Below are 23,596 nucleotides of genomic sequence, written 5' to 3' on the forward strand. Positions count from 1 at the left end.
ATGCCTCCAGTGGTCCTCCTTCGGCGTCCTGCCCTTGTCGGGGCGCTTGGGCACCTGACGCACCTCCTCAGTCAGCCCTCTCGGGGCTCACAGGCAGGTCGGGCAGCACCCAACCTGGGGCCGTCCTCGACGACCCGGGCGACGACCAGGACAGCTCCTGAGTCGATGCGCTGACGGAAATTATGCCACCATCTAGTTAGCGATGACAATTCAACACTCGCGATGAAGTTTCCTTCCCCGACTGTAACTCCACGTAATCAAGGCCACCGAATTCAACCTCCAGAAAAGCCAAAGTCGTTTCACGTGGAACGGCAATATATAACTAGTTGTAATTGCCCGACCACAACATGCATCGGCCGGGCGCCTCACCATGCGTGTAAGCACATGACACGCTGTGCGCTGATAATCTTTAAAGGCACCCACATCGCCGAGGAACCAGGCTCCGACCCGGACCGCTGATCGCGCGTTGCGAGGCGCTGCCCGGCCGCCCGGCGTTCCGGGCCGCGATCGTCGGCCCCAGCCACTAGCTCGAAGCCGAGCTGACCGCACTCTCCCTCCGAGCCCTCACCGGCCAGGTGTCGTGACCCGCAGGTTTGTTGACGCGGGTGATGGGTGGTTGGCCGCCCAGGGCGTGTGTCCGCGATGGTGGTTGTAGGTGTGGAGGAAATCGGCCAGTGCGTCGGTTCGTTGCTGGTTGCTGGTGTAGGGCGGGCGTCAACCCATTCCTCGGTCAGGGTGCGGTTGAAGCGTTCGACCTTGCCGTTGGTTTGGGGCCGGTAGGCGCGGGTGCGCTTGCCGGCCGCGCCGAGCTGGTCCAGGGCGTTCCGCCAGGCGGTGGCTTTGCGGTAGGCCCAGGCGTTGTCGGTCAGCACCCGTTCGTCCCGGGTGATGCCCAGGCTGGTGAAGAACGCGGCGGCGCGGAGCAGGAACGCGGCGCAAGTGGCGGCCTTCTCATCGGGGTGGATCTCGCTGTAGGCGATGCGGGTGTGGTCGTCCACGGCCGAGTGAATGTAGTCGTCGCCCAGGTGGCGGCGCCGGTCGGGGCAGGCGGGGCGGCCATGGGCGCGCCAGCCGCCGCGCGGGGCGGGCGCGGGTCAGCGGGCCGGGGAGCAGCGCGCGCCATGGCTGGGAGTAGGTCTCCATCTCCTGCTGGGTGCGGTGATCGTGAAGACTGGGTCTGTGCCTGAATCGATTGGAAGCGGGGTGATGGCCCCATGACGTCCTTCGCCGACCTTGCGGTGACCGCCGTGCGTGAGGTCGCGCCCCTCGCGGGCGTCGCTGCGGGCGACCTTGAGCTGATCCGGGTCGGCGACCGAGCCGTGCTCAGGTTGAGCCATGGCCAGATCATTGCCCGCGTCGAGCGAGGCATGGATCGGCTGGAGCAGTCGCGCCGCGAGGTAGAGGTGGCGCGCTGGCTGACGGCCGAAGGGCTTCCTGTGACGCGTCCGCTCGATGTGGAGCAGCCGTTCGTTGTCGGCGGCACCGTCGTGTCGTTGTGGCATGCGGTGGACGGTGAGTGGACCGTCCCGGCCGAGCTGGGACGCCTCCTGCGTAAGCTGCACGGTCTTCGTCCGCCTGCCGAGTTGAGCCTGCCGGCCCTGGACCCGTTCTCACGCGTGGATGAGCGGATCGAGGCGGTGCAGGGCATTCCAGATGAGGACAAGGCACAGCTTCGTACGTTGGCCCGGGATCTGCGCGGAGCCCTGCAGGAGGTCGAGTACGTCTTGCCCACCGCCGTTATCCATGGCGATGCCAACATCGGGAATGTCCTTCGGACTCCCGAGGGCGAGGCCGTGCTCTTCGATCTGGACGGCGTGTGTTGGGGCCCTCCCGAGTGGGATCTGGCGATCACGGCCGTCTATCGCGAGCTGGGCTGGCACACCGACGCCGAGTACGAAGAGTTCTGCCAGGCCTATGGGTTCGACGTCACCCAGTTGCCGGGCTACCCGGTGCTACGAGCGGTCCGGGAACTTCGAATGACTTGCTGGCTGTCGCAGCAGGCCGGTGACGACGAGTCCATCGCGGCGGAGGTGAGCCGCCGGATCCAGGACCTCGCCGACCCAGCGAGACCACGGCTGTGGCACCCGTACTGACGAGCAGGGCTCTAGATACTGGCGAGGTGGCGGCCTTCGAGAAGCGGACGTGCCTGTTCGGTGAACTCGACCACCACCGCGTGATCTCGGTGAGGGCGCGTTCGACGGTGGAAGTCCCGGAGATAGGCCGTGCATCGCACCGAGGCAGTTTCCTCCACACGCGGAAGCACCGCTGTCGCCACGCTGCAAGCTTCTTCAAGTTCTCCCTGCTCCAGGTAGCTAGTGGCGAGAACGATCCTGGAGAACGTCCGGCTGCGCGGGTACTCGTCGCTTCCGTCGTCGGCTCGCCCTGCCGCCAAGCAGGCATTTGCGTAGCGATGCGATTCCTCGGGCCTGCCAAGGTCCCGGAAGCAATGCGCGAACTCGTCGGCCAGTTCAGCCTCGTCGAAGTAGCTGATCCACGCAGGCTCAGAGCCCTCGCGGTGCCGGTTGAACGAGTCTTCGGCCGTCATGAGCGCGTTGAGGCAGTCGCTCCTTGAGTTGCCAAGCGCAGCAGCGGCGCGGGCTTCCATGGCGGCGAACTGAGCCTCTAGCAATGCTGGAGCGTGGCCTTTGACGCCGTGCTGCGCTGCCCGAGCCAGGTTCACGGCATCCTTGTGTTCGCCGAGGTAGTTGGCCTGATGTGAGAGTGCGGACAGCGTGCTGGCGCCGAGCAGCCGGTCACCTGCCTGGTGGGCGAGAGCGAGCGCCTGCAGACTGTAGCGACGGCCGAGGCCGTGCCAGCCGCTGTCGTAGGCCATCCAGGCGACTGACAGGCTGAACTCGGCCACGGCGCTGAAGAGGGCCCGTCCGATGGGACCGCTATACGTTCCGTTGAGCAGTGGGATGGCTTGGGAGGACAGATATTGCACAGCAGCAGTTCGGGCATGGGCGCCTCCGAACCGGTTGTCCAGGTCGGCGAACATGCTGGCTGTCGAACGAATGGCTTCTACGTCGCTGGCGCCGATCCGGCGCCGACCAGCGGCCTCCGGTGGCTCCACCGGGCTCGCCAGCAACCATTCGAACGCGGGACCGTTGAGCGCGCTGGCCGTGACCTTGCCGCGAAGGAACTCCGCGCGTCGAAGGTCGGCATTCATGAGCTCATTCAGATTCTCGATGAGCTCAGACGGGACATCCGCGAAGATCAAGCCCGCCTCAGGGGACGTCGTTGCGCCTTCCATACCGATCTCGGCGAGAGTGACACGGCGGCCCAGTTTGCGGCTCAAGGCCTCCGCGATCAGCGCAGGGGTGATTCCCCTGGGCTTCTGCCCCTCGACCCAGCGTGCGATCTGCGTATGAGCCGGCCGCGGCGCCACCCGCCACTCCTTGGCGACCTCGCAGATGCGGCTGGCCAAACCGAGATGGGAGACGTCCGCCTCGTCAATGACGGCGGCAAGCCGTGTGTTGAGCTGGCGCTCCATACCTCCGCAGCGTAATCCGACACTCACGGACTGGTAAGCCCGTGCCGTAAACCGCCTGCGAATGCACACCGGAATGCACACATGCACGACGACTGTGCGCTCCCCGCAACGCCTGCCGAAGCGTTGGCTGTACGGCATGGACGGCAACGCCTTGGAGATCGAAGACGCTTTCTGGCAGCCGGCTCAGCGCCGACCCGGAAGTCACCTCACGAATGCTCGAGTGGAGCTGGCCACTCCTGTAGGTCGAGCTGCAGCGGAGTACGTCTCGCGCTGGGGCTGGCCGGTGATGGTCGGTGCGAGGCTCCCCGCCCGTGGGGACCGTTGCGGGCTCGGTGCCTGCAGCGATGTACTTGAGCTGACGACCGACCTGGAACGGGTCCGCGAGTGGTGGACCCGATGGCCCCACGCGGGGATCGTGACCCCCGCTGGCGAAGCCTTCGACATGGTGACGCTTCCGGTGAAGGCCGGGCATCGCGTTCTCGAACGGCTCACATCGGGTGGCGCGTGGCTGGGCGCCGTGATGTCCGACGACGACACCGTCACCCTGCTGGTCGCAACCGGACAAGCGCAGCAGTGGACGAGCGTGGCGAACCTGCTGGGCACCGGCTTCGCGCACATCGGCACGGGCCAGTTGGTCGTGCTCCCTCCAGGCAGCCCGCAGGGCGACTCGACGGTGCGATGGGTCGTCCCGCCGACCGACGCCAACGTTCCGCACCTGCCGGAGTTCGAAGACCTGAGCGAGCTGATCATGACGGTCGCCCTGCGAAAGCGCGACCGCTGGCGTCGGAGCTGCCGATGACCACCCCTGGAAGAGGAGAGCTGCCGAACCGGCCGTGGCAGCACGCGTGGAACCTCGACGGCCTGGAGACCCCCGTGCGGTTCGCCCGCAACGTGACGGAGCAGACCCTGCTCGGATGGTGCCTGAACAGCTCGGCGGAGGCGGCCATCCAGCTGGTGTCCGAACTCGTCACGAACGCGCTCGTGCACGGACGTCCGCCCGTGGAACTGGCTGTCGAGTTGCTCCCCGCTCAGCCGTCGCACAGACGTCACGGTGCCCAGGTCCAGATCGAAGTCCGGGACGGCGCCGAGGCAATGCCGGTCCGTAGGCAAGGCGGACCAGGCGGCGGATTCGGCCTCACCATCGCAACGGCACTCGCCGACCTCAGCTTCCATCCCCAGCCGGTCGGCAAGGTCGTCCGGGCCGTGCTGCCGCTCGACGACCGAGACGCCCAACAAGCCGAGGCCATCGCGACCGCCGCGTCTGGGCGTGAGCGCCGAGCCGAGCACGAACCGACCTCACCCCTGATCAATTCGCCAGGAGGCAAGATCTTCGTGGACCTCATCGAGATCGACGGCCTGCGCCTAAGGTGCGTGATCGGCTGCCGGGACGAAGAACGTCGCGACCGCTCCGACGTCGTCATCGATCTGCGGATCGGCGTCGACGCCCGGCCGACCGCGGCCAGCGACGACCTGGCCGACGCGTGGAACTACCGCACGGCGACAAAGGCGATCATCGCGCATGTCGAGGAGTCCTCGTACCGCACCGTAGAGACCCTCGCGACGGCGGTCGCTCGGATCGTCGTCGCAGAGCACGGCGCACCGTACGTCCAGGTCCGAGTCCGCAAGCCCGGCGCTCTGCGCTTCGCCGACACCGTCGGAGTGATGATCGAGCGCACCCCTGCCGATTTCACCGAACGGCCTGCCGCAGGCTCTGAGGGCGAATCGTCATGACAGCGCCCAGCGACGTGGCGGCCGGCGACGTGGCTCCCCTGCCGATCTCCAGTGCCCTCGGCACACGAAACCTGCCGGCGGCCGAGCGCGCGGCGGCCGACCTGCTCATCGCGCTCGGGGTGGATCTGGACGACGAGAGCCGATCGAAGACCCCTGGCCGTATGGCCCGTGCCTTCGATGAGCTTCTCACCCCCCGCCGCTTCGACCTCACGACCTTCCCCAACGACGAGGGCTACCAGCAGCTCGTGATCGAACGAGAGATCGGCTTCACGTCCCTGTGTGAACACCACTTCCTGCCGTTCACGGGGCACGCCTATGTCGCCTACCTGCCTGGAGAGCGCATCCTCGGGCTGTCCAAACTGGCGCGAGTCGTCGAGCTCTTCGCGCACAAGCCGCAAGTCCAGGAACGCCTCACGCAGCAGGTCGCCGACTGGCTGAACCAGCACCTTCACCCCAAGGGCGTCGGCGTCGTGCTGGTCGCCGAGCACCTGTGCATGACCCTACGAGGCGCCCGCGCAACCGGCTCCAGCACGGTGACCTCCGCCCTGCACGGCCTGCTCCTGAACGACGCCAGAGCGCGCGAAGAGTTCTTCAGCCTCGCCAACATCCACGCCTGACCCCTGCCTTGAGAGGACCCGAGTCGTGATGATCGAGATTGGAGGCGGCCCGTTCGTGTTCTCCGCAGCCCATGCCGGTCTGCACGAGGGCGAGTTCGAGCCGCTTCACGGCCATACCTTCAGCGTGACGGCCCGCCTGATCGGAGGTCTCGATGAGGCGGGGATGGTGGTGGATTTCCATCTCGTCAAGGACGCCTTGGCCGCGGTGATCGCGCCTCTACGCCGCCGTACGTTGATGCCCACCCGCCCACTGGGCGGATCATGCTGGCGCGAGGACGACCAGATCTTCATCGAGTGCGGCCTCAAGCGATACAGCCTCCCCGTCCAGGACGTGGTTCTCCTCCCGGTGGTCAATACGACCACTGAGGCGATCGCCGCCTACCTGCTCCAGCAATTCCTCACTCGCATTGACGATGATCTGCGGATAGAACGCGTCGAGCTCACCCTTTCGGAGGCTCCGGATACGGCGGCCACTGCGGCAGCGGACGTTCCCTCGGCGGAGCATTCCGTTGCGGCGACGAGCTCCTGTGAGACGGGACCTCGGCGATGATGTCCGCGAACACCTGGGCTCGCGAGCAGTGGTCGGCCAAGCACATCCCGAAGGCTCTGCTAGGCCACGTGATGGAGACACTTCTATCTGGCGAAGACACAGCGGGGACGGCGCGGCTGGCCAGCCCATGGGATGCCTGGTGGGCCAGCTATCGGGCAGGGATCTCCCTAGCCCACTTCGGCGTCGGGATCGCCGCTCCCATACGGAGCTGCACCACCTGCGCCGTAGACGCCCTCGCGCTCATGACCTCGACTCCGCCATGTCATCCCGATCTGGCCGAGGCGCGGCCGTGCGGATGCCTGCTGGAGTGGGCGGTACGGATGCGAGCACCTTCCGTCCCAGTGAGCTGGCCCCCGCTCTCACTGACCGTGGCGCTGATCAAGCCCGGAGCTCCAGGGTCACAGATCCGCGACCAGCTGGAGCGGACCCACAAGGTTCTCCGCATCATCCGACGTACGTTGACGACCGACGACACCCGCAGGCTTTACCCGGAGGCGTACGGTGCCGACTACGTCGCCGCCCGAGACTCCTATTTGACCCGCGCGCCGGTCGAGGTGCTCTTGCTCCTCGACCAGCGTGCGCACGGGGACGAGACCGCGATCGCAGATCTCAAGGCCCGGATTCGCCGAGCGATCGGTGCCGACGAGTTGCACAACCACCTGCACATGCCCGACAACCCGGGCGAGGCGCTCGCCGACATCGCTCACCTTGCCGGGAACGAGACGCTGGCCGAGCTCTACGAGAGGTACGAACGTGACCATGCAGCCGAGCGTCTGGCGTTCTACCGGTCTGCATTGGGAGTCGGCGCGGCCGACTCTCACAGCGATTGACACCTCGGTGCTTACCGAATCTCGCAGCCGCTCTGGGGCTCCTGGTTCTCTCCGGGACTTGGAGTACCGGCGAATCATCGAACCCGGCCTGCGCATCGCCTGGCGCCTTCACGCCCCACGACGATGTATTGGAATCTGGAACGGAACCAGCCGCGTCCCATGCCCCGCTGACTCGGCAATGGCAGTAGACGGGACCGATACCCAATGTGCCTCGTGCGCTCGGGCTGACCGTGGCCGGCAACTGGCCCGCGACGCCGTCGTGGATGTCGGCCGTACCTACGCGCTCTATCTGGCCTGGTTCGGCTCAGGGCTGCTCAAGGTGGGCTTGACTGCCGCCGAACGCGGGCGCGATCGGCTCTTGGAGCAGGGAGCGATCACGTACACCCTCCTGGCCACGGGGCCGTACACCACGGTTCGAAGAGCCGAGCACGTGATCTCACGAGCGGAACTCGCCCGCGAGCGCATCAGCGGCAACCTCAAGATCCGCGCCTGGTGGGAGTTGCCTCCCCGAGCCGAGCGGGAAGAGGCAATTCGTACCGCCTACGACCGCCTTCACAGTCGATTGCAGTGGCCCGAGGGCCTTGCCCTTACGGCGTGCGCCCCGGTCGACCAGGTCGACGACTTCGCCCTCGCCATGCCACCGGACGATTTTGGCCTCGTCACCAAGGTCCAGGCCGCGGCAGAGCTCGTCGGTGAGGTGACCAGCCTCGTCGGGCGTTACGTCTTGCTCGACTCCCTGAGCGGTCCCATGCTGGTCGACATGCGCCGGATCGCCGGTTGGCTCGTCGGCCATAGCCAAGGCACCGAGCCCACAGGGCTGGAGATCACGCGCTGGACTCGACCGGGAGATGGACAGGATGACCAACCCGCACTCTTCTGAGAACGCCGGCACTCAGCGAGCTCGGCCCGGTCGCTTGGTTGTGTTCGAAGGCATGCCCAGAGCAGGTAAGACCTCGATGGCCGAGACCCTGGCCGCTGCCGGATGCTGCGTAATCGGCGAGTATCTGGACGCAGAAGCCGATGGCACCGCCGCCCTGCCCGTTGACCAGCATCCGCTGGTATCGGACGACGATGCCCACCAAGACAACTGGATCAGGAAGGCGGCCCAAGCAAAGATCGCGCTTGGCCAAGACATCACGGTGTTCTCCGACCGCGACTGGCTCAGTTCGCTGGCCTACGCCTACAGCCTCGCCGATGGCGCCGACCTCCTAGCCGAGCGAGCGTCCTGGGCAAAGAGGAACCTGCACGACGGAAACCTCCTTCTCGGCGACGTCTACGTCATCCTCCACCTCGCCGTTCCCGTCAGCCTGCAACGTCGCTCGACGCGCCTGCGTCCTGAGCACCCGTGGAGCTCTCCCGCCGTCCTTGACCGGCTCGCGACCTTCTACCGCAGCCCGGCTCAGATCATCGGCAGCATCGAGCCCGCCCTCGGCGAACTCATTGCCCAGACATCCGTGCTTCACATCTCCGGCCTTGAACCTCCGTCTCGAAACCTGCGCCTCGTTCGCCGGCTCGGGAGGACACCATGAACAGTCGGCCGACGATCGTCGTCCTGATTCACGACGGTTTCTATTCGTGCGGAACCGGAGCCGCACGAAGCAACCGCGCGTTCCTCGAGGTACTGACGGCACAGCTACACCCGGACGTCCGCCTCATCGTCATGCCGATCCACCTCATCCCGGCGAGCACCGAATACAACCCGGCCTGGCACAAGGAATTGGAATCCCTCGTCCACCAGGCAGGCGGCAACGTCATCCCCGTCGACAACGGCACAGGCGGCCAGGTGCGATTCGGCGGCCTAGAAGCATTCGAGAACGCGTGCGCCAAAGGCGCCGAGACGATCAACCAGAAGATCCTCCCAGTCTCTGGCCCCCTGCTGATCATCGCGTTCGACTGCCCGTTCTACGGACTTGCGCGACATCTGGATCCGCGTGCCCGCTCAGAGGTGGTCATCGTCGCCCGCTCCACCGCCGCGCTCCACGTCCCAGATGACCGAGCCAGAATCTCCTGGGAACTCGCGGGACTCCACCACGCAGTGAAGGCCGGAGGGCGCATCGCCGCCATCTCAGGTCACATGCGGACCCACCTCGCCGACAGCTATCAGATCCCCGACAGAGCACTACTCGACCTGCCCAACGGGCTGCCCCCTTCCGACTGGCGGCACATCCCACCCCCCGACGCCCGGCTGCTCCCAAGTCGCGCGCAGCGAGGATTCATCCTCTCCATGGGCCGAGCGGTGCCCTACAAGGCGTTCGATGACCTCCTCGACGCTTTGAGCCTGCTAGCTCGACAGAGCGTCGCCGTACCGCACACCGTCCTCGCCGCCGTCACCGAAGACCACCAACTCAGCCCGTACCAGGCTCACCTCGCCCAGCGCATCGCCACCGAAAGCCTGGACGCCACGCTTCTGACGCACTTCGCGCCCGACCTGCGTAGCCTGCTCGCCCACCCCGCACTCGACGCCGTCGTGGTGCCCTCTCGGGTCGAGCCATTCGGGCGAATCCCGTTGGAGGCGTTCGTCGCTGGTGCCCCGGTCGTCGCCACGGCGGCCGGTGGCCTCGCAGAACTCGTCACCGATCAGACCGGCTACCGCGCTCGTCCCGGTGACCCCGCCTCCCTGGCTGCCGCCATCTCCCGGGCTTTGGCCGCCGACCCGGCCGAACGCGCCCGCCTCCGCGCCGCAGGCCGTCACCTGGCCTCCACGAGGTACGACTACCCCCGCACTATGCGCGGCTTCCTCAACCACGCCGCCCCATGGGCGATCACCCCAGCCGGCCCGTCCGTCGCCAGTCCGATATCGAGAGCGCAAGACGATCCGTCCGCCCGTAACAGCATGGGCTGCTGGGCCTCGCGACCTCGCCCTTTGAACTAAAACTCACCGTCAGTCGACATACGAGCGCGAGGTCGACGCATCGGTCTGCAGACCCCACGCCCGCTCGGCAGCTCGTGCAGCTGCGGAAGCTTGGGCCACGGCAGGCGCACCCCAGCCCAGCACATCCGGAGCCTCCGACAGCGCGACCATGAGCCGCCGGTAGATACGGCCCCCATCAGGATCGGGACGCCGCGCCTCAAACGAGCCGATCAGCCCGGCCATCCGAACCTGCGCGTACGGTCGAACCCCTGGCCGGTGCACTTCCTGGTACCCGAGATAGACGGCCTCGGACACCACAACCTGGTTCTCCTCGAACGCCTCACGAACCAGCGTGTCCACCAAATCGGCGTCCTCTGGCTCGGGCTTGCCACCCGGGAGATTGAACAGCCCTTGATCGTCCTGCACCAGGACTCTGGCCGTGTCCGGGCACAGGAGATACCCATAGACCTGCGTGATCTTCAACCGATCCGGCACAGGCGCCTCATGCCAGAAGTAGCGCACGCCCTCGTCCGCAACCACCCGCCGGACAGTACCAGCCAACCACGAGCCCACGGCCAGCCCACGCCAGAGGCCAGCGAACAGATCGGCCGCTCTGCGGGCGAGCGCGACCGAGTACGGACGCCGAGGTCGATCAAACCTACGGGCGGTCCGCCTAGGCGTCTGCTCGGTGAGGCTCTTGAGGTGGGCCGCAGGCGCGGAGGTAGGTCTGCAGTTCGGAGAGGGGCTGCTCTACGGCGGTTGTGTCGACGCGGTAGCGGACCTGCTTGCCGTCTTTGAGGGAGGTAGCCAGGCCACGCGGCGCAGAATGGCGAGTTGTTGTGAGGCGTTAGGCGTTGGACTGGCCGATATTCAGGCGTTCGGCGACGGCGAGCTCGAAGCCGCCGGCGAACAGTTCGAGCATCTGCTGGCGCGCTCGCTGGCCAGGCCCTGGAGGAAGTCGCTCAGCTTCTCGCTGGGCTGGGTCACCGTGGTTGCGCAGCTCAACGTTTGGTCGCCTGCGTCCGGGGCTGTCACCGACGATCCAGGTCCGCAGCACGTACGGGAGATTCCTTGAGCACAGCTGGATCTTCGGTTCGAGAACGGCGGCGAGCCCAAGTTTTTCATCGGCTCGGCCGACATGATGACGCGCAATCTCTCCCGATGGGTCGAGACCGTCACGGCGCTCCGCGACCCGGAGGGTTTTAGCCAGAACTGAAAGGGGTCTAGCGCCAGTTAGCGCCGCTGAGCATCGTTTACCCGTTGGACACTCCAGAGAGAGGACACGGTCTGAGATGCGTACGACGGGGAAGATCGGCCTGCTCACCGCCGGGACAATGATGCTCGCAGGGCTTGCGGCAGGCGGCCCGGCAGCCAACGCGGATACAGCACCCGCGCCAAGGGCGATGCAGGCGAAGTCGGGTGGCTGGGAGGCCGTTGACAAGTATGTCAATCATAAGGGCGGCCACCGAGATATGCAGGCAATTCTTCGAGAGACGAAGAACCACCGGGTCAGCGCGATGGGTGTGTTCATCGCCGACGGCGAGAAAGGCTTCCTTGTCAACGGGACGCGCTACCCGGTTGCCTGCCTTGACCTCCAGTGGGGCTCAGGAAGGTTCTCCTTCTGCGCCAAACGGGGAAAGATGGTCAACTACAACACCAGCATCCCCGAGCATCGCACAGTGGTCATGAAGCTGACGCTGGAGAACGGACACGGGCACATCTACCACAAGACCACGATGAGTCGCGGGAAAGCGTGACCCGAGGACGGAAAGCTGCACCGCACAGGGGACGTGCGCTCAAACGCGTGGCGGCCCTCGTCACGGCCTAGCAGCACCGTACGACTCGCTGCTCTCGCGTGCTGGCGGGCGCGGTAAGCCTTCGAGTGCTCCACCGGCTGGTTGTTCGTCGCAGTTACGCGCTCCCAGAGCAGGCCCTCGGTTGCTCTGCACCCTGCGCGGCCTTCGCGCGCGCACTCGGTGGTGGTCATTTCTCACAAGTCCCCGGTCCAGCGCTGGGGTTCCGCGGCTTCGTTCCTGCTAATGAGGCCCTCGCGGGCGGAGGCAAGGGCGGCTTCGCCGAGGCTGCCCACCGTCCCGAGGGTCTCGCACGCCTTGTCGATCGCCTCTACCCCGGCACCGAGTACAAGCCGGGGGCAATGAACCCAGGTCACGACAGAGATCTCGTGGTGACCACTGATCAGCCGTGGCGCCCGAAATACGTGATTACCCCGATAGCGCCCAGTTGTACCGATCCGTAACTTGACGCTCGTCAACAACGCCACTCATGGAGGTTGACTTGCCTGTCAAGAACATCGCTTGGCGCATCGCGCTCCTAGCCGCGGCGCTGGTCACAATGCTCTCGACAATCACTCCCGTCAGTACAGCCAACGCCGACGACACCCCTGCGGCCACGACCCAGGGCCTCACACCCGTGACCGAGACCCAGCCGGCGAACGAATCGGCCGCCGTTGCCTGTGGGCGAGCCATCGTTCTCATCGAGAGGTTCCGTGGCTGCGGCAGCAACGCACCCTTCGCCGTCTACACCTGGCGGACCATCAGAGGCCGAAAGGTGATGACCGGACGCGGAACCGTCACCCTCAGCCACCGGTTCCAGCTCCAGGCCAAGAAGCGGACCTGGACCTACACGCTGCGCACCAAGTTCAAGGGGTACGGCGAACTCGCCGCCGGTGGCACCACCCAGGTCTCTCTGCCCTGCCGGGGATGCCGTGTCAAGGGCAACCCACTCGGCAAGCTGATCAGTGGGAAGACCACCAGCCAGACCTTCAAGGTCAGCTCGCCCGGCACCAGGAAGAAGACCTACAACCTCATCCCGTACTGGCGGTGGCGCCCGGTCGGGATGCGGTGGACCCGCCTGTCCCCTCTGCTGACCGAGAACAAGATCCGCTGCGACACCACACGCGGCTTCGGCTCCGGGTGCGTGTACCGAGACGCGGTCCCCTTCTTCACTCTGTCCCGGAAAGCGACCAACGCCACGACGGGCGTCTCCGAATCCGCCTGGCTCATCTGGAATAACCAGCGCGACCCCAAGCGGGGACACTACGGCCTCTACGGAAAGGGACCCAAGCTGCACCGCACCACCGACCGCCGCATCCGCGACGCCAACTTCCGCAAGTCCTGCCCCCGGTCGTTGCCCCGGCCTACGGGCAAGAGCTGCGACGAGTACCCGTTCCAGTCCACTCTGGAAGGTGCCTCCAGGAATCCCCGCTACACCAGCGCGATGATCAACGCCCGCCATAACACCAACGCCGGACGCAAACTCAACTCCTTCTACGTCGCCAACCGCATCCTCAACCGTGACGCCTTCTGGGTTACGATCACCTGACCTCTCGCCAGGCACGCAAGAAGCGAACCGGGAGATGACCGTGGCAGCACACCAGCGCTTGCGGCAACGCCACGACGTCGGCGACGGCTCCTACTCCATCAGGGCCGAAGACGTCAGCGAGCTGCCCAGCCCCTTCGAGGACGGCAACGGGCTGATCTCCACCGCGCCCGACGCTGCCACGGTCATCACCGGCCTCAACACAGGCGACATCTGGCTCACCGTCGAAACCTGGGACACCGAGCCGCCCACCGAACTGCAGGACTGGGACGCGGTCGTCGAGGTTCCCTACACCTCGACCACCGGCGACGCCCAGATCTTCGAAGAGTGGACCGACAACGACCGTCCCCCCTTCCCCAACCTCGCCACCGCAGGCCCCGGCAGCTACCGGCTACGCGCCCACGCCCGCGGCCGCGACACCGGCCGACAGGCCGACCTCATAGAACCCAACGAAGAACCCGTAGAAGAACACCTGCTGCAGATCTGGCCGGACACCGAACGTCCAATCGCGATCCTCAAGATGACAGACCAGGTCGGGGCCGAGACCCTCTCCTAGCGACCTGACTCTCCGGCGATTTCCCAGGCCTGCCCAGCACCACCGGCGGTCCCCGAGGCGGCCGGCTGCGCCGGCCCTTGCAACAGGCCGATCAGGCCTGAGCGAACTGGAGGCCCGCCCCTTGGATCACAAGGTTGATCTCGGTCTTTGCCGTAGACCACCGTCGTGGTGGATGAGGAGCGGTTGACCAGATCGCCCTGCACGAGCCCGTCGACGAAAGGAGGGGAAGGCGGCGGTGGAATGGAGGAGGAGGATCGGTGGACAATCCTTCACAATCCCACTGGAGATGCGGAAGAAGAACATGCCCCTGAATGACGATGAGGTCGTCGAACTGGTCCGGACCTCTCTCAAGCACAAGCATGTGTCCCCACCCGCTTCTCCAGATTCAGTCTCCGAAGCAGAGCGCTACATTGGCCAGCCTCTACCGCCATTGCTTCGACGAATCTATCTAGAGGTGGCCAATGGCGGGTTTGGTCCACTTCAATATGATGACGGAGTATTGGGGGTGTCGGGCGGAGAATGGCAAGGAGATTGGGCCGATATCCTAGACGTGTATCGGGCATTCACCGCCGATCCACCAGACCCGAAGACTCCGCCGTATCTCGTGTGGCTCTACGACTGGGGTTGTGCAATTTGGACCCTCGTGGACTGCCGAGACGAACGAGGACCGATCTGGATCTGGGATGGAAACCTCGACGATGACGAAACCCTTTATCCCATGGGGATCGATTTGGCAGGATGGCTGTCGAGGGCACTAGAAGGGCGACTGACCGCTCCCGAGAAAAAGAGTTGACCTTGCGAACGCCGGGGTTGCTCGTCTCATTCCGCTGGTTCCGAACCCACGCGACTGCTTGTTGCTGAGTGGTGGGTCGGCTGGGCTAACACCAGGCCTGGCCGGTCCGCCTGATCATCTTCCCCGCGGAACACCATGGCGGTCTGGTGGAGGAGTTGGACCTCGATCGGAACGGACGGCGAAGATCGCGGCTATGTAGGCGATCGGCAGTGCGACGAGGGTGACGAACGCGATCGCGTTGAGCAGGAGGATGAACCCGATGTCGTCGATGCCGCGAATCAGGGCGATCAGCGTTGGGCCGGTGAACACGATGGCTAGGACGGCAAGGAGCGAGAGCCAGAACCACAGGTCGGACCAGTCCATGCGCGTCTCCCTTTACCGCCTGGGGCGTGGTCGGTAGTCGGCGCTTGGGATCGGAAGTCTCTTGGGGGGAGGCGCTCCAGTTGACGTGGTCTCGGCCATCGTTTCGGCGATCGAATGGGGGAAGTTGTCCGCGGAGACCTCGGCCGCGGTCCTCGTTGGGCCGGGGATATCGGCCTGAGTGGCGGCGCGGGCTTGGACGACCTTGTCGATGACGTGGGAGGGAAGGTTGGTGGTCACGTCGAGGAGCGTGCGGAGTTCGGATGGCGGGATGTGCGTTCGGCCCTGGTGGCTCAGCCTGGTCACGAACTCATCGAGGATCCGGTGAGCCCTTTGCTCCGCCCGGGCAGACTCCCGCTCCTCTCGGCTGGGGCCGTGCTGGTTGGCCGCCCATGTCGTACCGGTTCCCGGGCTTAGCTCGCGGGTGCGGACCGGCGCTCCGTCGCGGACGTTGGGGTCGCGCTGAAAGAAGGGGGCCGCACGCTGCATCGCGTCGAGGGGTTCGATGCCTTCGATGCGTAGGCGGTCGTAGTGGCTCATGGCGTGCGGGTGCAGGTCGCGGAGCCGGTCCTCGCACTTGCGCACGGCGGAGCCGGCGTCGGCTCGGCCTTCGGCTGCGTACGGCACGGCGGCGCACCAGGCGGCGGCAACGTGAGGGAGGTCCGCCTGTCGCAGCCATTGCCGGTCGTGCGCCGGCGCCCAGACCGCTCGGGCTCGCTCGGACTCCGCGCGTTGTTCTGTCTCGGCCTTGCGTCTGGTCGCCTCGTCTCGAGCAAGCTGCACTGCCTTTTGCCGTTGCCTGCGGCCAGATTCCCACTGCTTGAGCGCGGTGCCGAGAGCGGCGATCTGGACGATGCGCTGACCGCCTTGGGCGAGTCCTTCGGTGATGGGGTCTGGATGCTGGTCGGTCATGGCTTCCTCCGGGGTTGCGCCTGCTGAGGTTGGTGGTGCTGGCCCGTTGTGCGGTGCACGGCCGAGGTCATGTGCGAGTTGGAGGCGCCAGAACCAGGGACGGGGAAGTCCTCTCCGGCTAAGACGAGCGGATCGGCGCCCAGGCCAGGAGCCGATCCGTCGGACGTGATCGTCTCGATGAGGATCTGGTTGACGAGCGCCGGAGGCAGGTCGAGTTTTGTCGCGACGCGGGTGGCTTGGCGGGCAGCGTCAGCGGCGCGGCCGGTGGCGATCAGTGTTGCTGCTGCGCGGGCTGCTGCTAGGCGGCCCTCGGGGAACGCTCGGTGGTCCTCGTATTTCTTAAGGGCGGCGTCCACGACCAGGTCGGCGAGGGGCACCTCGACTTGTAGCGCTTTGCGTACACCCACACACCCTTGGTAACTCAGAATGTCGGCCGGGTCTCGGTCTTTCGCGAAAGTCACGGCGCTGACGGGGCCTGTGACCTGCGCAAGAGTGGGCCAGGCACGAACTGCTGCTATTTGCCCCGCGTCGTCGCCGTCCAGGGCTAGGGCCAGACCGGCGGCGTCCAGTTGGGCGCGGGCGGCCAGAAGGTTCAGCTGCGCCGTGGTGATGGTCGTTCCGCACGGAGCCACAGCCGCATAGGAGGGCTCGGAGGTGTTGATCGCGATGGCGTCGAAGGGCCCCTCGACGAGGACGGGCCGTGCACCCTGTGCCAAGGCGTCGCGCATCTCGTACAGCCCGAACAGCAGCTCGCTCTTGCGGAACAGTGGCGTGTCTGGGCTGTTCAGGTATTTGGGGCCCGGAGCCGTGTCAGTACGCCGGCCGATGAAGCCGCAAACGGTGCCGTCCGGCGCACGGAGCGGGAGCACGAGGCGGTCGCGGAAGAACGGGCGGAGAGCGTCGTTCTTGCCTCGGCGAGCGAGACCGGCGCCGAGGATGTCCCGGTCGGCATGGCCGAGAGCGCGCAGCTGCTCGATCAGCGTCTTGCCGTCTCCGGGGGCATATCCGATTTCCCAGTGCTGCACGGTTGCGGGGTCGAAGCCGCGGTTGGCCAGGTAGCCGGGAACCCAGCTGGCGGCCGACGCGTCCCGGAAGATCCTATGAGCACTGGTCATCACGCTCACGAGTTCTGCAGGTCTCGCATCGGTGATTCCTTCGGTGTCTGTGCTGTCTTCGGCCGGCTGCTCGCCGGTGTTCGTTGAAGCTCGTGCGACCCCTGCAGCTTGCTGTGTGGAGCGCGTTCTCGTAGGAGGCGGAGGCTTGGCAAGACGTCCGCGTATCTGGGCAGTTGCGCCGAGGACGCGATCGCCGACAGCGGTGATTGCCTCGACCGGCATCGCGCGTTCATCGGCTCCGGCCCAGCTCGTCACCGCGGGCATGGCCGGCGGTGGCAGGGACAGTCCAAGGTGGTCAAGGACGAGGTGGGCTGTCGAGTCGGCTACAACACGGCGGACACCATGGCAGGCCGTCTCTGCTCCGGGCTCGTCCGGGTCTGGATGGTCGCCCCGGTGGAGCACATGGGCGAGCTGGTGAGCGAGCAGCCGCGCCGCCTCCGCGGCTTCGAGGTCGACCGGTATCCGTAGCAGCCGACCTGGCCGCCCGGTGTACGTCCAGCGCTCGCCGTGGTCAACGTAAAGACCCAGATCAGCTGCCAGGCTACGTAGCCGTCCCCAGACCGACGCTGGTTCTGGTGAGGGTGCCTTCTCGATGGCCGGCCCCGTGGTTTGGGACTGATCGAAGACTGTGCGAGGTCCCTGCTGCGTCAGGATCCGTATTCCGGTTTCCCCGCGCGCGACTTGGCGGCCGTCCTTCTTCCAGTCCTGGTAGGAACGCACCTCAGTGGCGTCGGGACGTTGAGCCGGTATCAACAGGGTGTTGATGAAGCTGAACTGGTCGTGCCGTGCGGCGTTGACCAGCCACTGCGTCCACGGCAGGTCTCCGCTGAGCAACCTGCCGACCTCCTGATCGGCGATTGCTTGGAGAACGATCGTCACGCGTTGCTGCTCGGCGGGATCGGACGCTCGCATGCATCAATCCCCGACGTTCGCGGCGGCACGCAACGTGGCCAACCGTCCGTTGGCGATCGTGAAGCCGGCATCCCGCAGCCGTCGGCCGAACTGCTGCTTGCTGACCCGTACGCCCTCGCGCTCCGCCCGCGTAAGGATCTCCTGGGCGGCGGCCAGAAGATCACCGGTGATCCATCCGGGGCGAGCAGAAGCGTCGTTCTCGTCCTCGGGCCGATACTGCTGGTCGACCGGCCCGGGCTCGTCTGGTACGTCCTCGACCTCATCCTCGACACGCAGCCCGCTGATCTCGGCGGGGAGGTGGCGTAGCGCGAGTCGCTCGGCAAGGGGCGCCCGCCACCGCCAGGTCCACCGGCCGTATTCCTCCTGCAGCCGCGAAACGGCGAGAAGGTGCCGATACTCCGCGGCCAGGCCGTGCCGGTAGCCGGTGATGTGCCAGAGCACCATCCGCCGCCACAAGAGCGCCGTCGAGATCGGCGCGAGCATCCACCGGGCCTTGGGAACGGGCTCGATGCGGGTTCCAGTGGTCAGGCCGGTCCATTGGTTGACCAGGTGCCGGATGCCCTCGACGACGACGATGAACAGCACGGGCATCGCGCCGTGCACGATGACGCCGATCGGGTCGCCGTCCGCAGCGGCGCTGTTAACGGCAATGGTCGCGCCAATGAAGGCCCAGGCGACCCAGCGCAGTACGGGCCAGGGCAGCCCGACGTATTCGGCGAGCAGGTCCCAGGCCAACAGGGCGAGAATTCCCACGTCCAGCCCCACCGGCACGATCCATGCCAGGTCGGCGAACCAGGGACGTGCCATGTCCCGCACGGTGGTGAACGACCCGGCGCCTCCGAGCACCGCCAGGGTCAGGACCAGCGGGGTGATGATGGCCGCGGCGACCTTGGCAGCGGTCGGGGCCCTCTGGGGAATGAGTTCGTCGCGGATTCCCAGACTCGAGTCCTGAGTCGCCGTGACCGAGCCGGGCCAGGACACGCCGGATGGCGGCGCTAAGCCCGCGGCCAGCGGACCTGCGGGCCATCCTGACGACGCCGCTGCGCTCGGTGCCTGCCCGCTGAGCGTCTCGTCGGCCTGCAGAGTGACGTTCACCGGTGCTTCCTTTCGACCATCCAGACCAGGACCCGCGCGACGTAACGAACGTCGTCTGTGGGACCGAGCAGGCGGCCACTCGCGGTGACGTAGGCGTAAGAGCCGTCGGCTCCGGCGCACATGACGGTTTCGGACCACCTGGCTCGACGGAGCTTCAATCGCCATCGCCCATTGCGTGGTCTCTGCACGACCACCTGGGCTCCGAGGTGGTCGAGTTCGTAACGGAGCCGAAGCAGTCGCGCGCGGCGTTCCTCCGCCTCGACCCGCCGAGTCGGATCGAGAGACTGGTGCCGCCTCCGGGCGGTCTTGGGGGCAGAACGTGGCGCTGTGCCGGTATCGGGCATCGCGTTCCCCTGTGCTGTGGATGACGGATCAAAGATCCATCAACTAAAGTTTGTGGTTAGACGATGCAACACCCATCAACGTTCTGTCAATATAAGACTACAGGTCGTACACACAGAGCTTTTGAGCAATGGAGGCTGGGTGTCTCAGGGCGAACCGGAGCCGGCGCCGAGGATTTCACCGTCGGCCTCGCTGGCGGAGAAGATCGAGTGGCTGATCCAGAACATGTGGCCGTCCGAGGCGCCGCCACCGCGCAACAACGTCGAGCTCGCCGCCGCGATCGCAGGAGCAGGTGAGGAGGACATCTCCTCCACGACGGTGTGGAAGCTGCGCACAGGCCGCCAGGACAACCCGCAGTTCAAGACACTGACGACACTCGCGACCTTCTTCGGCGTACCGATCGGCTATTTCGGCTTCGCGGACGAGTCCGCACCGATCGGCGAGGAGGTGACCCTCAGGGCGTTGCGGCGCGAGCTCGGCGCCGGCAACACACGACGCGAGGTGCTGCGCGCGTTGGTCGATCTGTCACCGCGTACGCGCGCAGTGGTCGAGGAGATGATCCTGGCCGCCGCCCGCGCCGACCGCTCCACCGCCAACGCTGAGGAGCGACCGGACGCTTGATCCAACGGTACGTCACTGGTCAAAAGCACAGCACGTCACTCGCGATGATTCGGGTCCTTGCCGACCACCCGCAGGACTCGGTGGCCGTGTTCTTCGCCTCGGTCATGCCAGCGCTGGTTGCTTTGCCTATGTCGACAACAGTCCAGTCTCGTCAGGGCGGGGACCGCTGGCCGCTGACGTCGACATGCGTCCGGGCGAGCGAGGCGCCCTACCGATAGTTGGTGCCCATGATCCGATAGAGCAGACTGATCGTGGCGCCAGCGGCTCCACCGCCGGTCAGGAGCGCTTGTGGCAGGTTACTGCCGCCCGCCAGGGCGAGTGCGGCAGCCAACGTCCCGACCAGCAGCGCCGTCAGCAGAACGACCAACCCCCAACCCGTTATTCGGATGCGGGGCGTTCGGCGGGGAGAAGAGTCACTCAACAGGTCACCTCCACAGCGGGGGCACCCGGCGAAGCCGGGACCGTGATCCACCTGTGCATAGGTGTCTGCCTGCCCCGCTCTCCTCCAGCACAGCCGAGAGTAAAACGTCACAGCCCGATGGCGTGGGATGAGCGACGGGCAGAGACCTAAGAACCTCAGCTGAGGTTCCGGCCTGGTATGCGCCAACAGCACGACGTCCGAACCTGTCTGCGCTAAGGGTGAACCGTGACCACTAGCCGCAAAGCGGATGCTTCCCCGGCAGAGGAGCCCGCCCCTGTCATGACCGGCGCCGCTACCGCTGGGGAAGGTCCCATCGATGAAGGACATCTCGATCGCCAGGAGCGGCTGGCGCGTCTGGCCGCCGACGCTGAACTCATGGCGCTCCTGGCCAAGCACGACTTCACCGGCCCCGTTTACGACCGGTTCAACACGAGCTGGTCAGCTACGCCTGGGCGGTGCTGATGGCATGGCTGGTCTCGGGAGAGATCTTCATACGGTGCCGGCGCAAAGGCCTGGAGCTGGCTGCGCGGCCCCGGCTGTTCACCGCTGACGACCGTACGAGCCTGGCCATCGACACCATCGTTCCCGCGCTACGGGACTTCCGGTGCCGCGCGCTGATCGGTGGCGGGTGGGAGCACCAACGAGGCGCGGCCTTGACCACCTACTTCGTCGGCAGGCTCCCCACCATTTCGCAAACGCCTACCGTCGCTGGCGCAATCACCAGCCCAATCCTCATGAAGAACTTCACGCCGACCCCACGGTCTTGGCTGGCACCGCAGATTTCGACACCGATCCGCAAATGATCGTCAGCACGCACGTGCTGATCCGCGAGGCCTTGGCTGATCTCGACACCATCACCGCACAAGTGCTGGTTCTGACCGCCGACGGCTACCAGCAAACCGAGATCGCCGAGGCGCTCGACCGCACTCCCCGGGCTGTCGAGGGATTCTGCGCCGTCATCGGCATCGGCATCGGCATCGGATCAAGCTCGCGAAGGAGGCTCCATGATCGAGTCCTTCCCCCGCAACACGCCGAGCCGGGAATCAGCCACCGACGACCTTGATCGCCTACTCCGGCAGTCCTCGCTGGGCAGCCAAGGTGCGGGCCGATTGAGGCTGCGCGCCCCCGCGGGGCAGAGCGCGCTGATCCACATCTTTGCAGCCGGAGGTCCCTCGCCGAGACCACCACCGAACTGGTTAAGGACTACCTCAAGCAGATCGCCAACGCTCCGCTACTCAACGCTGAGCAGGAGGTCGAGTTGGCCAAGCGCATCCAGGCCGGACGGCTCGCCGGGGAGCGGCTGGCGGCCGAGGCGCTCACGATGTCCGAGAAAGACATTGAGGGCTTGGAGCGGATCGCCGAGGACGGCCAGCGGGCCAAGAACCAGATGCTGGCGGCCAACCTCAGCCTGGTGGCCTCGCTAGCCAAGCGCTAAACCGGCCGCGGCGTGCTGTTCCTGGACCTGATCCAGGAGGGCAACCTCGGTCTGATCCGCGCGGTCGAGAATTTCGACCACACCAAGGGCTACACGTTCTCCACCTACGCGCCTTGGTGGATCCGGCAAGCGATCACCCACGCCATGGCTGACCAGGCCCGGGGCAACAGCAGGTGCTCCAAGACCAAGGTCGCGAGCTCATCTCGCTGTACATCCCCCTCGGCGAGGACGGCGACAGCGAGTTCGGCGACCTGATCGAAGACCCCGCCGCGATCCTCCCGGCTGAAGCGATCAACTTCATCCTTCTGCAGGAACAACTGCACTCGGTGCTCGGCACCCTCAGCGAGCGCGAGGCCGGCGTGGTGGCGATGCGGTTCGGCCTCACTGACGGCCAGCCCAAGACGCTGGACGAGAACGGCAAGGTCTACGGAGTCACCCCGTGAGCGCATCCGCCAAATCGAGTCCAAGACCATCTCCAAGCTGCACAACCCAAACCACAGCCAGGTCCCGCACGACAAGCTTCCCCGCCACGCCCTCTTGTCCCTACCCGGCGGCCCGTGCGGAGATCGACGGCCTTATCTCGGTACCGAACGGCGCAGACGTATGCTGCCACAGCGCCGTACCCCGGACGACCGTTCTCCAACCCGGAGATCATCTTCGCAGGACGCGGCGGCAGGTCGCCTTGCGCCTCGCCCGACACACAGCGCCGTGCCCGGCGACCGGCGGGTTTACACACAGGCCGCATCCGGCCCCATCCGCCAGCCAGACCCCGTACGGGCTTACGGTGACGCCACCACGACACTGCGAGGCGGGGGCCGCCATGACCATCCACTCTGGGCAAGAACAACTCATCTGGGAAGGCGAAACCCGTAACGTCACCGCCCGCGCCACCGGCGGCCGTGTCGTCCTTCATTACCGACTCACCACCCACTACCTGTACTACGAGACCGGCGGCATCCCTGGCACCCGGCAGCAGCAGATCCCGCTGCTGGACATCCACGACGTGGACGTGTCTCAGACGCTGATCCAAAAGACCCAGCATGTGGGGAACGTGCTGGTGCGGGTGCCGCGGCCGGATGGGGTGATGGAGGTCGCGACGTTGGAGTGGATACCGGAGCCGCACCACGTACGGGACATCATCAACCAGGCGGTGCATGCGATGCGGGTGGCGGTGCACGGCCGACAGGTCGGCGAACGAACCCACCTTGGTGTCCACCGGTTCGAGTACGGCGCCGGTCAGGCGCCCCCGATGGCCTCCGGTTTGCGTCCCGTCCGTGCCGGGCGTATTGCCCGGGATGATGCCTCCGCAGCCCTCTCTCGCTCCTCCTGACGGGCGCGCACCAGCCACGCAGCCCATCACACGCGACGAAGTGTTGAACGTGTTGCGCGAACTCGGGGAACTCCGTGACGCGGGCATCGTCACCCCGGAAGAGTTCGAAGCCAAGAAGAAGGATCTGCTGGACCGGCTGTAGGTGAAAACTCCACCGCATCTCCCGAAGGTGACCCTGCGCCAGCGGCCGCATGCCGGGCGCGCCGGGCATGCGGCCTGTTCCGGCCGATCCCGGCGCGCCGAGCCGACCAACGATTAGATTTCGTTATCATCCAATAGCCCGATATTTCACA

At 66.1% G+C, this 23,596-nt stretch carries 28 protein-coding genes and 2 pseudogenes; 22 read left to right on the forward strand and 8 right to left on the reverse strand.

Annotated elements, in window-relative coordinates; genetic code table 11:
• Positions 1 to 523 precede the first annotated feature (523 nt).
• Positions 524 to 1,076 (reverse strand): annotated as a pseudogene (locus J4573_RS08405) (integrase core domain-containing protein); the annotation flags it as partial.
• A 138-nt stretch (positions 1,077 to 1,214) separates the two neighbouring features.
• Here J4573_RS08405 and J4573_RS08410 point away from each other — a divergent pair.
• Complete coding sequence (locus J4573_RS08410) at positions 1,215 to 2,093, forward strand: phosphotransferase enzyme family protein (RefSeq protein WP_243772659.1); 879 nt, start codon at positions 1,215 to 1,217, stop codon at positions 2,091 to 2,093.
• 11 nt (positions 2,094 to 2,104) lie between these two features.
• Here the strand turns inward: J4573_RS08410 and J4573_RS08415 are convergent, their stop codons facing one another.
• Positions 2,105 to 3,493, reverse strand: coding sequence for an NsdA family TPR-like regulatory protein (locus tag J4573_RS08415; RefSeq protein WP_208254711.1), 1,389 nt, complete (start codon positions 3,491 to 3,493; stop codon positions 2,105 to 2,107).
• 136 nt (positions 3,494 to 3,629) lie between these two features.
• Here J4573_RS08415 and J4573_RS08420 point away from each other — a divergent pair, with 136 nt between their 5' ends.
• From J4573_RS08420 to J4573_RS08455, 8 genes are all read left to right on the forward strand, one after another.
• On the forward strand, positions 3,630 to 4,292 hold the full coding sequence (locus J4573_RS08420; protein ID WP_208254712.1) for a bifunctional DNA primase/polymerase: 663 nt from the start codon (positions 3,630 to 3,632) through the stop codon (positions 4,290 to 4,292).
• Positions 4,289 to 5,224: a dihydroneopterin aldolase gene (locus tag J4573_RS53770; RefSeq protein WP_243772660.1), complete on the forward strand. Its 936-nt coding sequence runs from the start codon at positions 4,289 to 4,291 to the stop codon at positions 5,222 to 5,224. Before J4573_RS08420 ends, J4573_RS53770 begins: the two co-directional genes overlap by 4 nt.
• Complete coding sequence (folE, locus tag J4573_RS08430; protein WP_208254713.1) at positions 5,221 to 5,841, forward strand: GTP cyclohydrolase I; 621 nt, start codon at positions 5,221 to 5,223, stop codon at positions 5,839 to 5,841. Before J4573_RS53770 ends, folE begins: the two co-directional genes overlap by 4 nt.
• Before the next feature lie 28 nt (positions 5,842 to 5,869).
• A complete protein-coding gene (locus J4573_RS08435) occupies positions 5,870 to 6,391 on the forward strand; it encodes a 6-pyruvoyl trahydropterin synthase family protein (RefSeq protein ID WP_243772738.1) in 522 nt (173 codons plus the stop codon).
• A 458-nt stretch (positions 6,392 to 6,849) separates the two neighbouring features.
• Entirely contained in the window at positions 6,850 to 7,221 is a 372-nt protein-coding gene (locus J4573_RS08440; RefSeq protein ID WP_208254715.1) for a hypothetical protein, read from the forward strand.
• Positions 7,222 to 7,399: 178 nt separating this feature from the next.
• The gene (locus J4573_RS08445; RefSeq protein WP_208254716.1) at positions 7,400 to 8,101 is read left to right on the forward strand and encodes a DUF2797 domain-containing protein; all 702 of its coding nucleotides are present in this window, start codon (positions 7,400 to 7,402) and stop codon (positions 8,099 to 8,101) included.
• Positions 8,079 to 8,750: an AAA family ATPase gene (locus J4573_RS08450; RefSeq protein WP_279575388.1), complete on the forward strand. Its 672-nt coding sequence runs from the start codon at positions 8,079 to 8,081 to the stop codon at positions 8,748 to 8,750. Before J4573_RS08445 ends, J4573_RS08450 begins: the two co-directional genes overlap by 23 nt.
• Positions 8,747 to 10,093 (forward strand): glycosyltransferase family 4 protein, encoded by a 1,347-nt coding sequence (locus tag J4573_RS08455; protein ID WP_208254718.1) that lies wholly within the window; start codon positions 8,747 to 8,749, stop codon positions 10,091 to 10,093. The genes J4573_RS08450 and J4573_RS08455 overlap by 4 nt, the downstream gene beginning before the upstream one ends.
• A 9-nt stretch (positions 10,094 to 10,102) precedes the next feature.
• On the opposite strand, the gene J4573_RS08460 is transcribed toward J4573_RS08455, so the two are convergent.
• Complete coding sequence (locus J4573_RS08460) at positions 10,103 to 10,612, reverse strand: NUDIX domain-containing protein (RefSeq protein WP_208254719.1); 510 nt, start codon at positions 10,610 to 10,612, stop codon at positions 10,103 to 10,105.
• Between the two features lie 148 nt (positions 10,613 to 10,760).
• Between J4573_RS08460 and J4573_RS53775 the strand changes: the two genes are divergently transcribed.
• The 6 genes from J4573_RS53775 to J4573_RS08485 all read left to right on the forward strand — a co-directional run bounded on the left by J4573_RS53775 (position 10,761) and on the right by J4573_RS08485 (position 14,760).
• Positions 10,761 to 11,147, forward strand: a complete 387-nt coding sequence (locus J4573_RS53775; RefSeq protein WP_243772798.1) for a hypothetical protein — start codon at positions 10,761 to 10,763, stop codon at positions 11,145 to 11,147.
• 6 nt (positions 11,148 to 11,153) lie between these two features.
• Positions 11,154 to 11,288 (forward strand): phospholipase D-like domain-containing protein, encoded by a 135-nt coding sequence (locus J4573_RS56905; RefSeq protein WP_443605074.1) that lies wholly within the window; start codon positions 11,154 to 11,156, stop codon positions 11,286 to 11,288.
• Positions 11,289 to 11,364: 76 nt separating this feature from the next.
• Entirely contained in the window at positions 11,365 to 11,829 is a 465-nt protein-coding gene (locus tag J4573_RS08470; protein WP_208254720.1) for a hypothetical protein, read from the forward strand.
• A gap of 814 nt (positions 11,830 to 12,643) precedes the next feature.
• A complete protein-coding gene (locus J4573_RS08475; protein WP_208254721.1) occupies positions 12,644 to 13,414 on the forward strand; it encodes a NucA/NucB deoxyribonuclease domain-containing protein in 771 nt (256 codons plus the stop codon).
• Between the two features lie 34 nt (positions 13,415 to 13,448).
• Positions 13,449 to 13,967, forward strand: a complete 519-nt coding sequence (locus J4573_RS08480) for a hypothetical protein (RefSeq protein WP_208254722.1) — start codon at positions 13,449 to 13,451, stop codon at positions 13,965 to 13,967.
• Between the two features lie 286 nt (positions 13,968 to 14,253).
• Positions 14,254 to 14,760 (forward strand): SMI1/KNR4 family protein, encoded by a 507-nt coding sequence (locus tag J4573_RS08485; RefSeq protein WP_208254723.1) that lies wholly within the window; start codon positions 14,254 to 14,256, stop codon positions 14,758 to 14,760.
• 114 nt (positions 14,761 to 14,874) lie between these two features.
• Here J4573_RS08485 and J4573_RS08490 read toward each other — a convergent pair whose 3' ends face one another.
• The 4 genes from J4573_RS08490 to J4573_RS55195 are packed head-to-tail and all read right to left on the reverse strand — an operon-like array spanning position 14,875 to position 19,154.
• Positions 14,875 to 15,123: a hypothetical protein gene (locus J4573_RS08490; RefSeq protein ID WP_208254724.1), complete on the reverse strand. Its 249-nt coding sequence runs from the start codon at positions 15,121 to 15,123 to the stop codon at positions 14,875 to 14,877.
• Positions 15,124 to 15,135: 12 nt separating this feature from the next.
• On the reverse strand, positions 15,136 to 16,032 hold the full coding sequence (locus J4573_RS08495) for a hypothetical protein (RefSeq protein ID WP_208254725.1): 897 nt from the start codon (positions 16,030 to 16,032) through the stop codon (positions 15,136 to 15,138).
• On the reverse strand, positions 16,029 to 18,059 hold the full coding sequence (locus J4573_RS08500; RefSeq protein ID WP_208254726.1) for a toprim domain-containing protein: 2,031 nt from the start codon (positions 18,057 to 18,059) through the stop codon (positions 16,029 to 16,031). Before J4573_RS08500 ends, J4573_RS08495 begins: the two co-directional genes overlap by 4 nt.
• 3 nt (positions 18,060 to 18,062) lie before the next feature.
• On the reverse strand, positions 18,063 to 19,154 hold the full coding sequence (locus J4573_RS55195) for a DUF2637 domain-containing protein (RefSeq protein WP_208254727.1): 1,092 nt from the start codon (positions 19,152 to 19,154) through the stop codon (positions 18,063 to 18,065).
• 483 nt (positions 19,155 to 19,637) lie between these two features.
• Here J4573_RS55195 and J4573_RS08510 point away from each other — a divergent pair, with 483 nt between their 5' ends.
• Complete coding sequence (locus tag J4573_RS08510) at positions 19,638 to 20,117, forward strand: hypothetical protein (RefSeq protein WP_208254728.1); 480 nt, start codon at positions 19,638 to 19,640, stop codon at positions 20,115 to 20,117.
• A gap of 208 nt (positions 20,118 to 20,325) precedes the next feature.
• On the opposite strand, the gene J4573_RS08515 is transcribed toward J4573_RS08510, so the two are convergent.
• Entirely contained in the window at positions 20,326 to 20,484 is a 159-nt protein-coding gene (locus tag J4573_RS08515) for a hypothetical protein (RefSeq protein ID WP_208254729.1), read from the reverse strand.
• A 333-nt stretch (positions 20,485 to 20,817) separates the two neighbouring features.
• Here J4573_RS08515 and J4573_RS08520 point away from each other — a divergent pair, with 333 nt between their 5' ends.
• From J4573_RS08520 to J4573_RS08545, 6 genes and pseudogenes are all read left to right on the forward strand, one after another.
• Complete coding sequence (locus J4573_RS08520) at positions 20,818 to 21,000, forward strand: hypothetical protein (RefSeq protein ID WP_208254730.1); 183 nt, start codon at positions 20,818 to 20,820, stop codon at positions 20,998 to 21,000.
• Positions 21,000 to 21,341, forward strand: coding sequence for a hypothetical protein (locus J4573_RS08525; protein ID WP_208254731.1), 342 nt, complete (start codon positions 21,000 to 21,002; stop codon positions 21,339 to 21,341). The genes J4573_RS08520 and J4573_RS08525 overlap by 1 nt, the downstream gene beginning before the upstream one ends.
• Entirely contained in the window at positions 21,338 to 21,601 is a 264-nt protein-coding gene (locus tag J4573_RS08530; RefSeq protein ID WP_208254732.1) for an RNA polymerase sigma factor, read from the forward strand. The genes J4573_RS08525 and J4573_RS08530 overlap by 4 nt, the downstream gene beginning before the upstream one ends.
• Before the next feature lie 111 nt (positions 21,602 to 21,712).
• A pseudogene (locus tag J4573_RS53785) lies at positions 21,713 to 22,495 on the forward strand (sigma-70 family RNA polymerase sigma factor); the annotation flags it as partial.
• A 298-nt stretch (positions 22,496 to 22,793) separates the two neighbouring features.
• On the forward strand, positions 22,794 to 23,303 hold the full coding sequence (locus J4573_RS08540) for a PH domain-containing protein (protein ID WP_208254733.1): 510 nt from the start codon (positions 22,794 to 22,796) through the stop codon (positions 23,301 to 23,303).
• A 49-nt stretch (positions 23,304 to 23,352) separates the two neighbouring features.
• On the forward strand, positions 23,353 to 23,445 hold the full coding sequence (locus tag J4573_RS08545) for an SHOCT domain-containing protein (protein ID WP_208254734.1): 93 nt from the start codon (positions 23,353 to 23,355) through the stop codon (positions 23,443 to 23,445).
• Positions 23,446 to 23,596: the final 151 nt, after the last annotated feature.

Origin of the sequence: Actinomadura barringtoniae, from assembly GCF_017573505.1 — a bacterium.
Lineage (GTDB): Bacteria > Actinomycetota > Actinomycetes > Streptosporangiales > Streptosporangiaceae > Spirillospora > Spirillospora barringtoniae.

Excerpts from the sequence above, each read along its gene's own strand:
- J4573_RS08480 (WP_208254722.1), top strand. The coding sequence starts at position 13,449 with ATGACCGTGGCAGCACACCAGCGCTTGCGGCAACGCCACGACGTCGGC.
- J4573_RS08530 (WP_208254732.1), top strand. The coding sequence starts at position 21,338 with ATGATCGTCAGCACGCACGTGCTGATCCGCGAGGCCTTGGCTGATCTC.
- J4573_RS08450 (WP_279575388.1), top strand. The coding sequence starts at position 8,079 with ATGACCAACCCGCACTCTTCTGAGAACGCCGGCACTCAGCGAGCTCGG.
- folE (WP_208254713.1), top strand. The coding sequence starts at position 5,221 with ATGACAGCGCCCAGCGACGTGGCGGCCGGCGACGTGGCTCCCCTGCCG.
- J4573_RS08415 (WP_208254711.1), bottom strand. The coding sequence starts at position 3,493 with ATGGAGCGCCAGCTCAACACACGGCTTGCCGCCGTCATTGACGAGGCG.
- J4573_RS08475 (WP_208254721.1), top strand. The coding sequence starts at position 12,644 with ATGACCGGACGCGGAACCGTCACCCTCAGCCACCGGTTCCAGCTCCAG.
- J4573_RS08490 (WP_208254724.1), bottom strand. The coding sequence starts at position 15,123 with ATGGACTGGTCCGACCTGTGGTTCTGGCTCTCGCTCCTTGCCGTCCTA.
- J4573_RS08455 (WP_208254718.1), top strand. The coding sequence starts at position 8,747 with ATGAACAGTCGGCCGACGATCGTCGTCCTGATTCACGACGGTTTCTAT.
- J4573_RS08540 (WP_208254733.1), top strand. The coding sequence starts at position 22,794 with ATGACCATCCACTCTGGGCAAGAACAACTCATCTGGGAAGGCGAAACC.
- J4573_RS08435 (WP_243772738.1), top strand. The coding sequence starts at position 5,870 with ATGATCGAGATTGGAGGCGGCCCGTTCGTGTTCTCCGCAGCCCATGCC.
- J4573_RS08520 (WP_208254730.1), top strand. The coding sequence starts at position 20,818 with ATGACCGGCGCCGCTACCGCTGGGGAAGGTCCCATCGATGAAGGACAT.
- J4573_RS08445 (WP_208254716.1), top strand. The coding sequence starts at position 7,400 with ATGGCAGTAGACGGGACCGATACCCAATGTGCCTCGTGCGCTCGGGCT.
- J4573_RS08410 (WP_243772659.1), top strand. The coding sequence starts at position 1,215 with ATGACGTCCTTCGCCGACCTTGCGGTGACCGCCGTGCGTGAGGTCGCG.
- J4573_RS08495 (WP_208254725.1), bottom strand. The coding sequence starts at position 16,032 with ATGACCGACCAGCATCCAGACCCCATCACCGAAGGACTCGCCCAAGGC.
- J4573_RS08470 (WP_208254720.1), top strand. The coding sequence starts at position 11,365 with ATGCGTACGACGGGGAAGATCGGCCTGCTCACCGCCGGGACAATGATG.
- J4573_RS08485 (WP_208254723.1), top strand. The coding sequence starts at position 14,254 with ATGCGGAAGAAGAACATGCCCCTGAATGACGATGAGGTCGTCGAACTG.
- J4573_RS08420 (WP_208254712.1), top strand. The coding sequence starts at position 3,630 with ATGGACGGCAACGCCTTGGAGATCGAAGACGCTTTCTGGCAGCCGGCT.
- J4573_RS53770 (WP_243772660.1), top strand. The coding sequence starts at position 4,289 with ATGACCACCCCTGGAAGAGGAGAGCTGCCGAACCGGCCGTGGCAGCAC.
- J4573_RS08500 (WP_208254726.1), bottom strand. The coding sequence starts at position 18,059 with ATGCGAGCGTCCGATCCCGCCGAGCAGCAACGCGTGACGATCGTTCTC.
- J4573_RS08525 (WP_208254731.1), top strand. The coding sequence starts at position 21,000 with ATGGCATGGCTGGTCTCGGGAGAGATCTTCATACGGTGCCGGCGCAAA.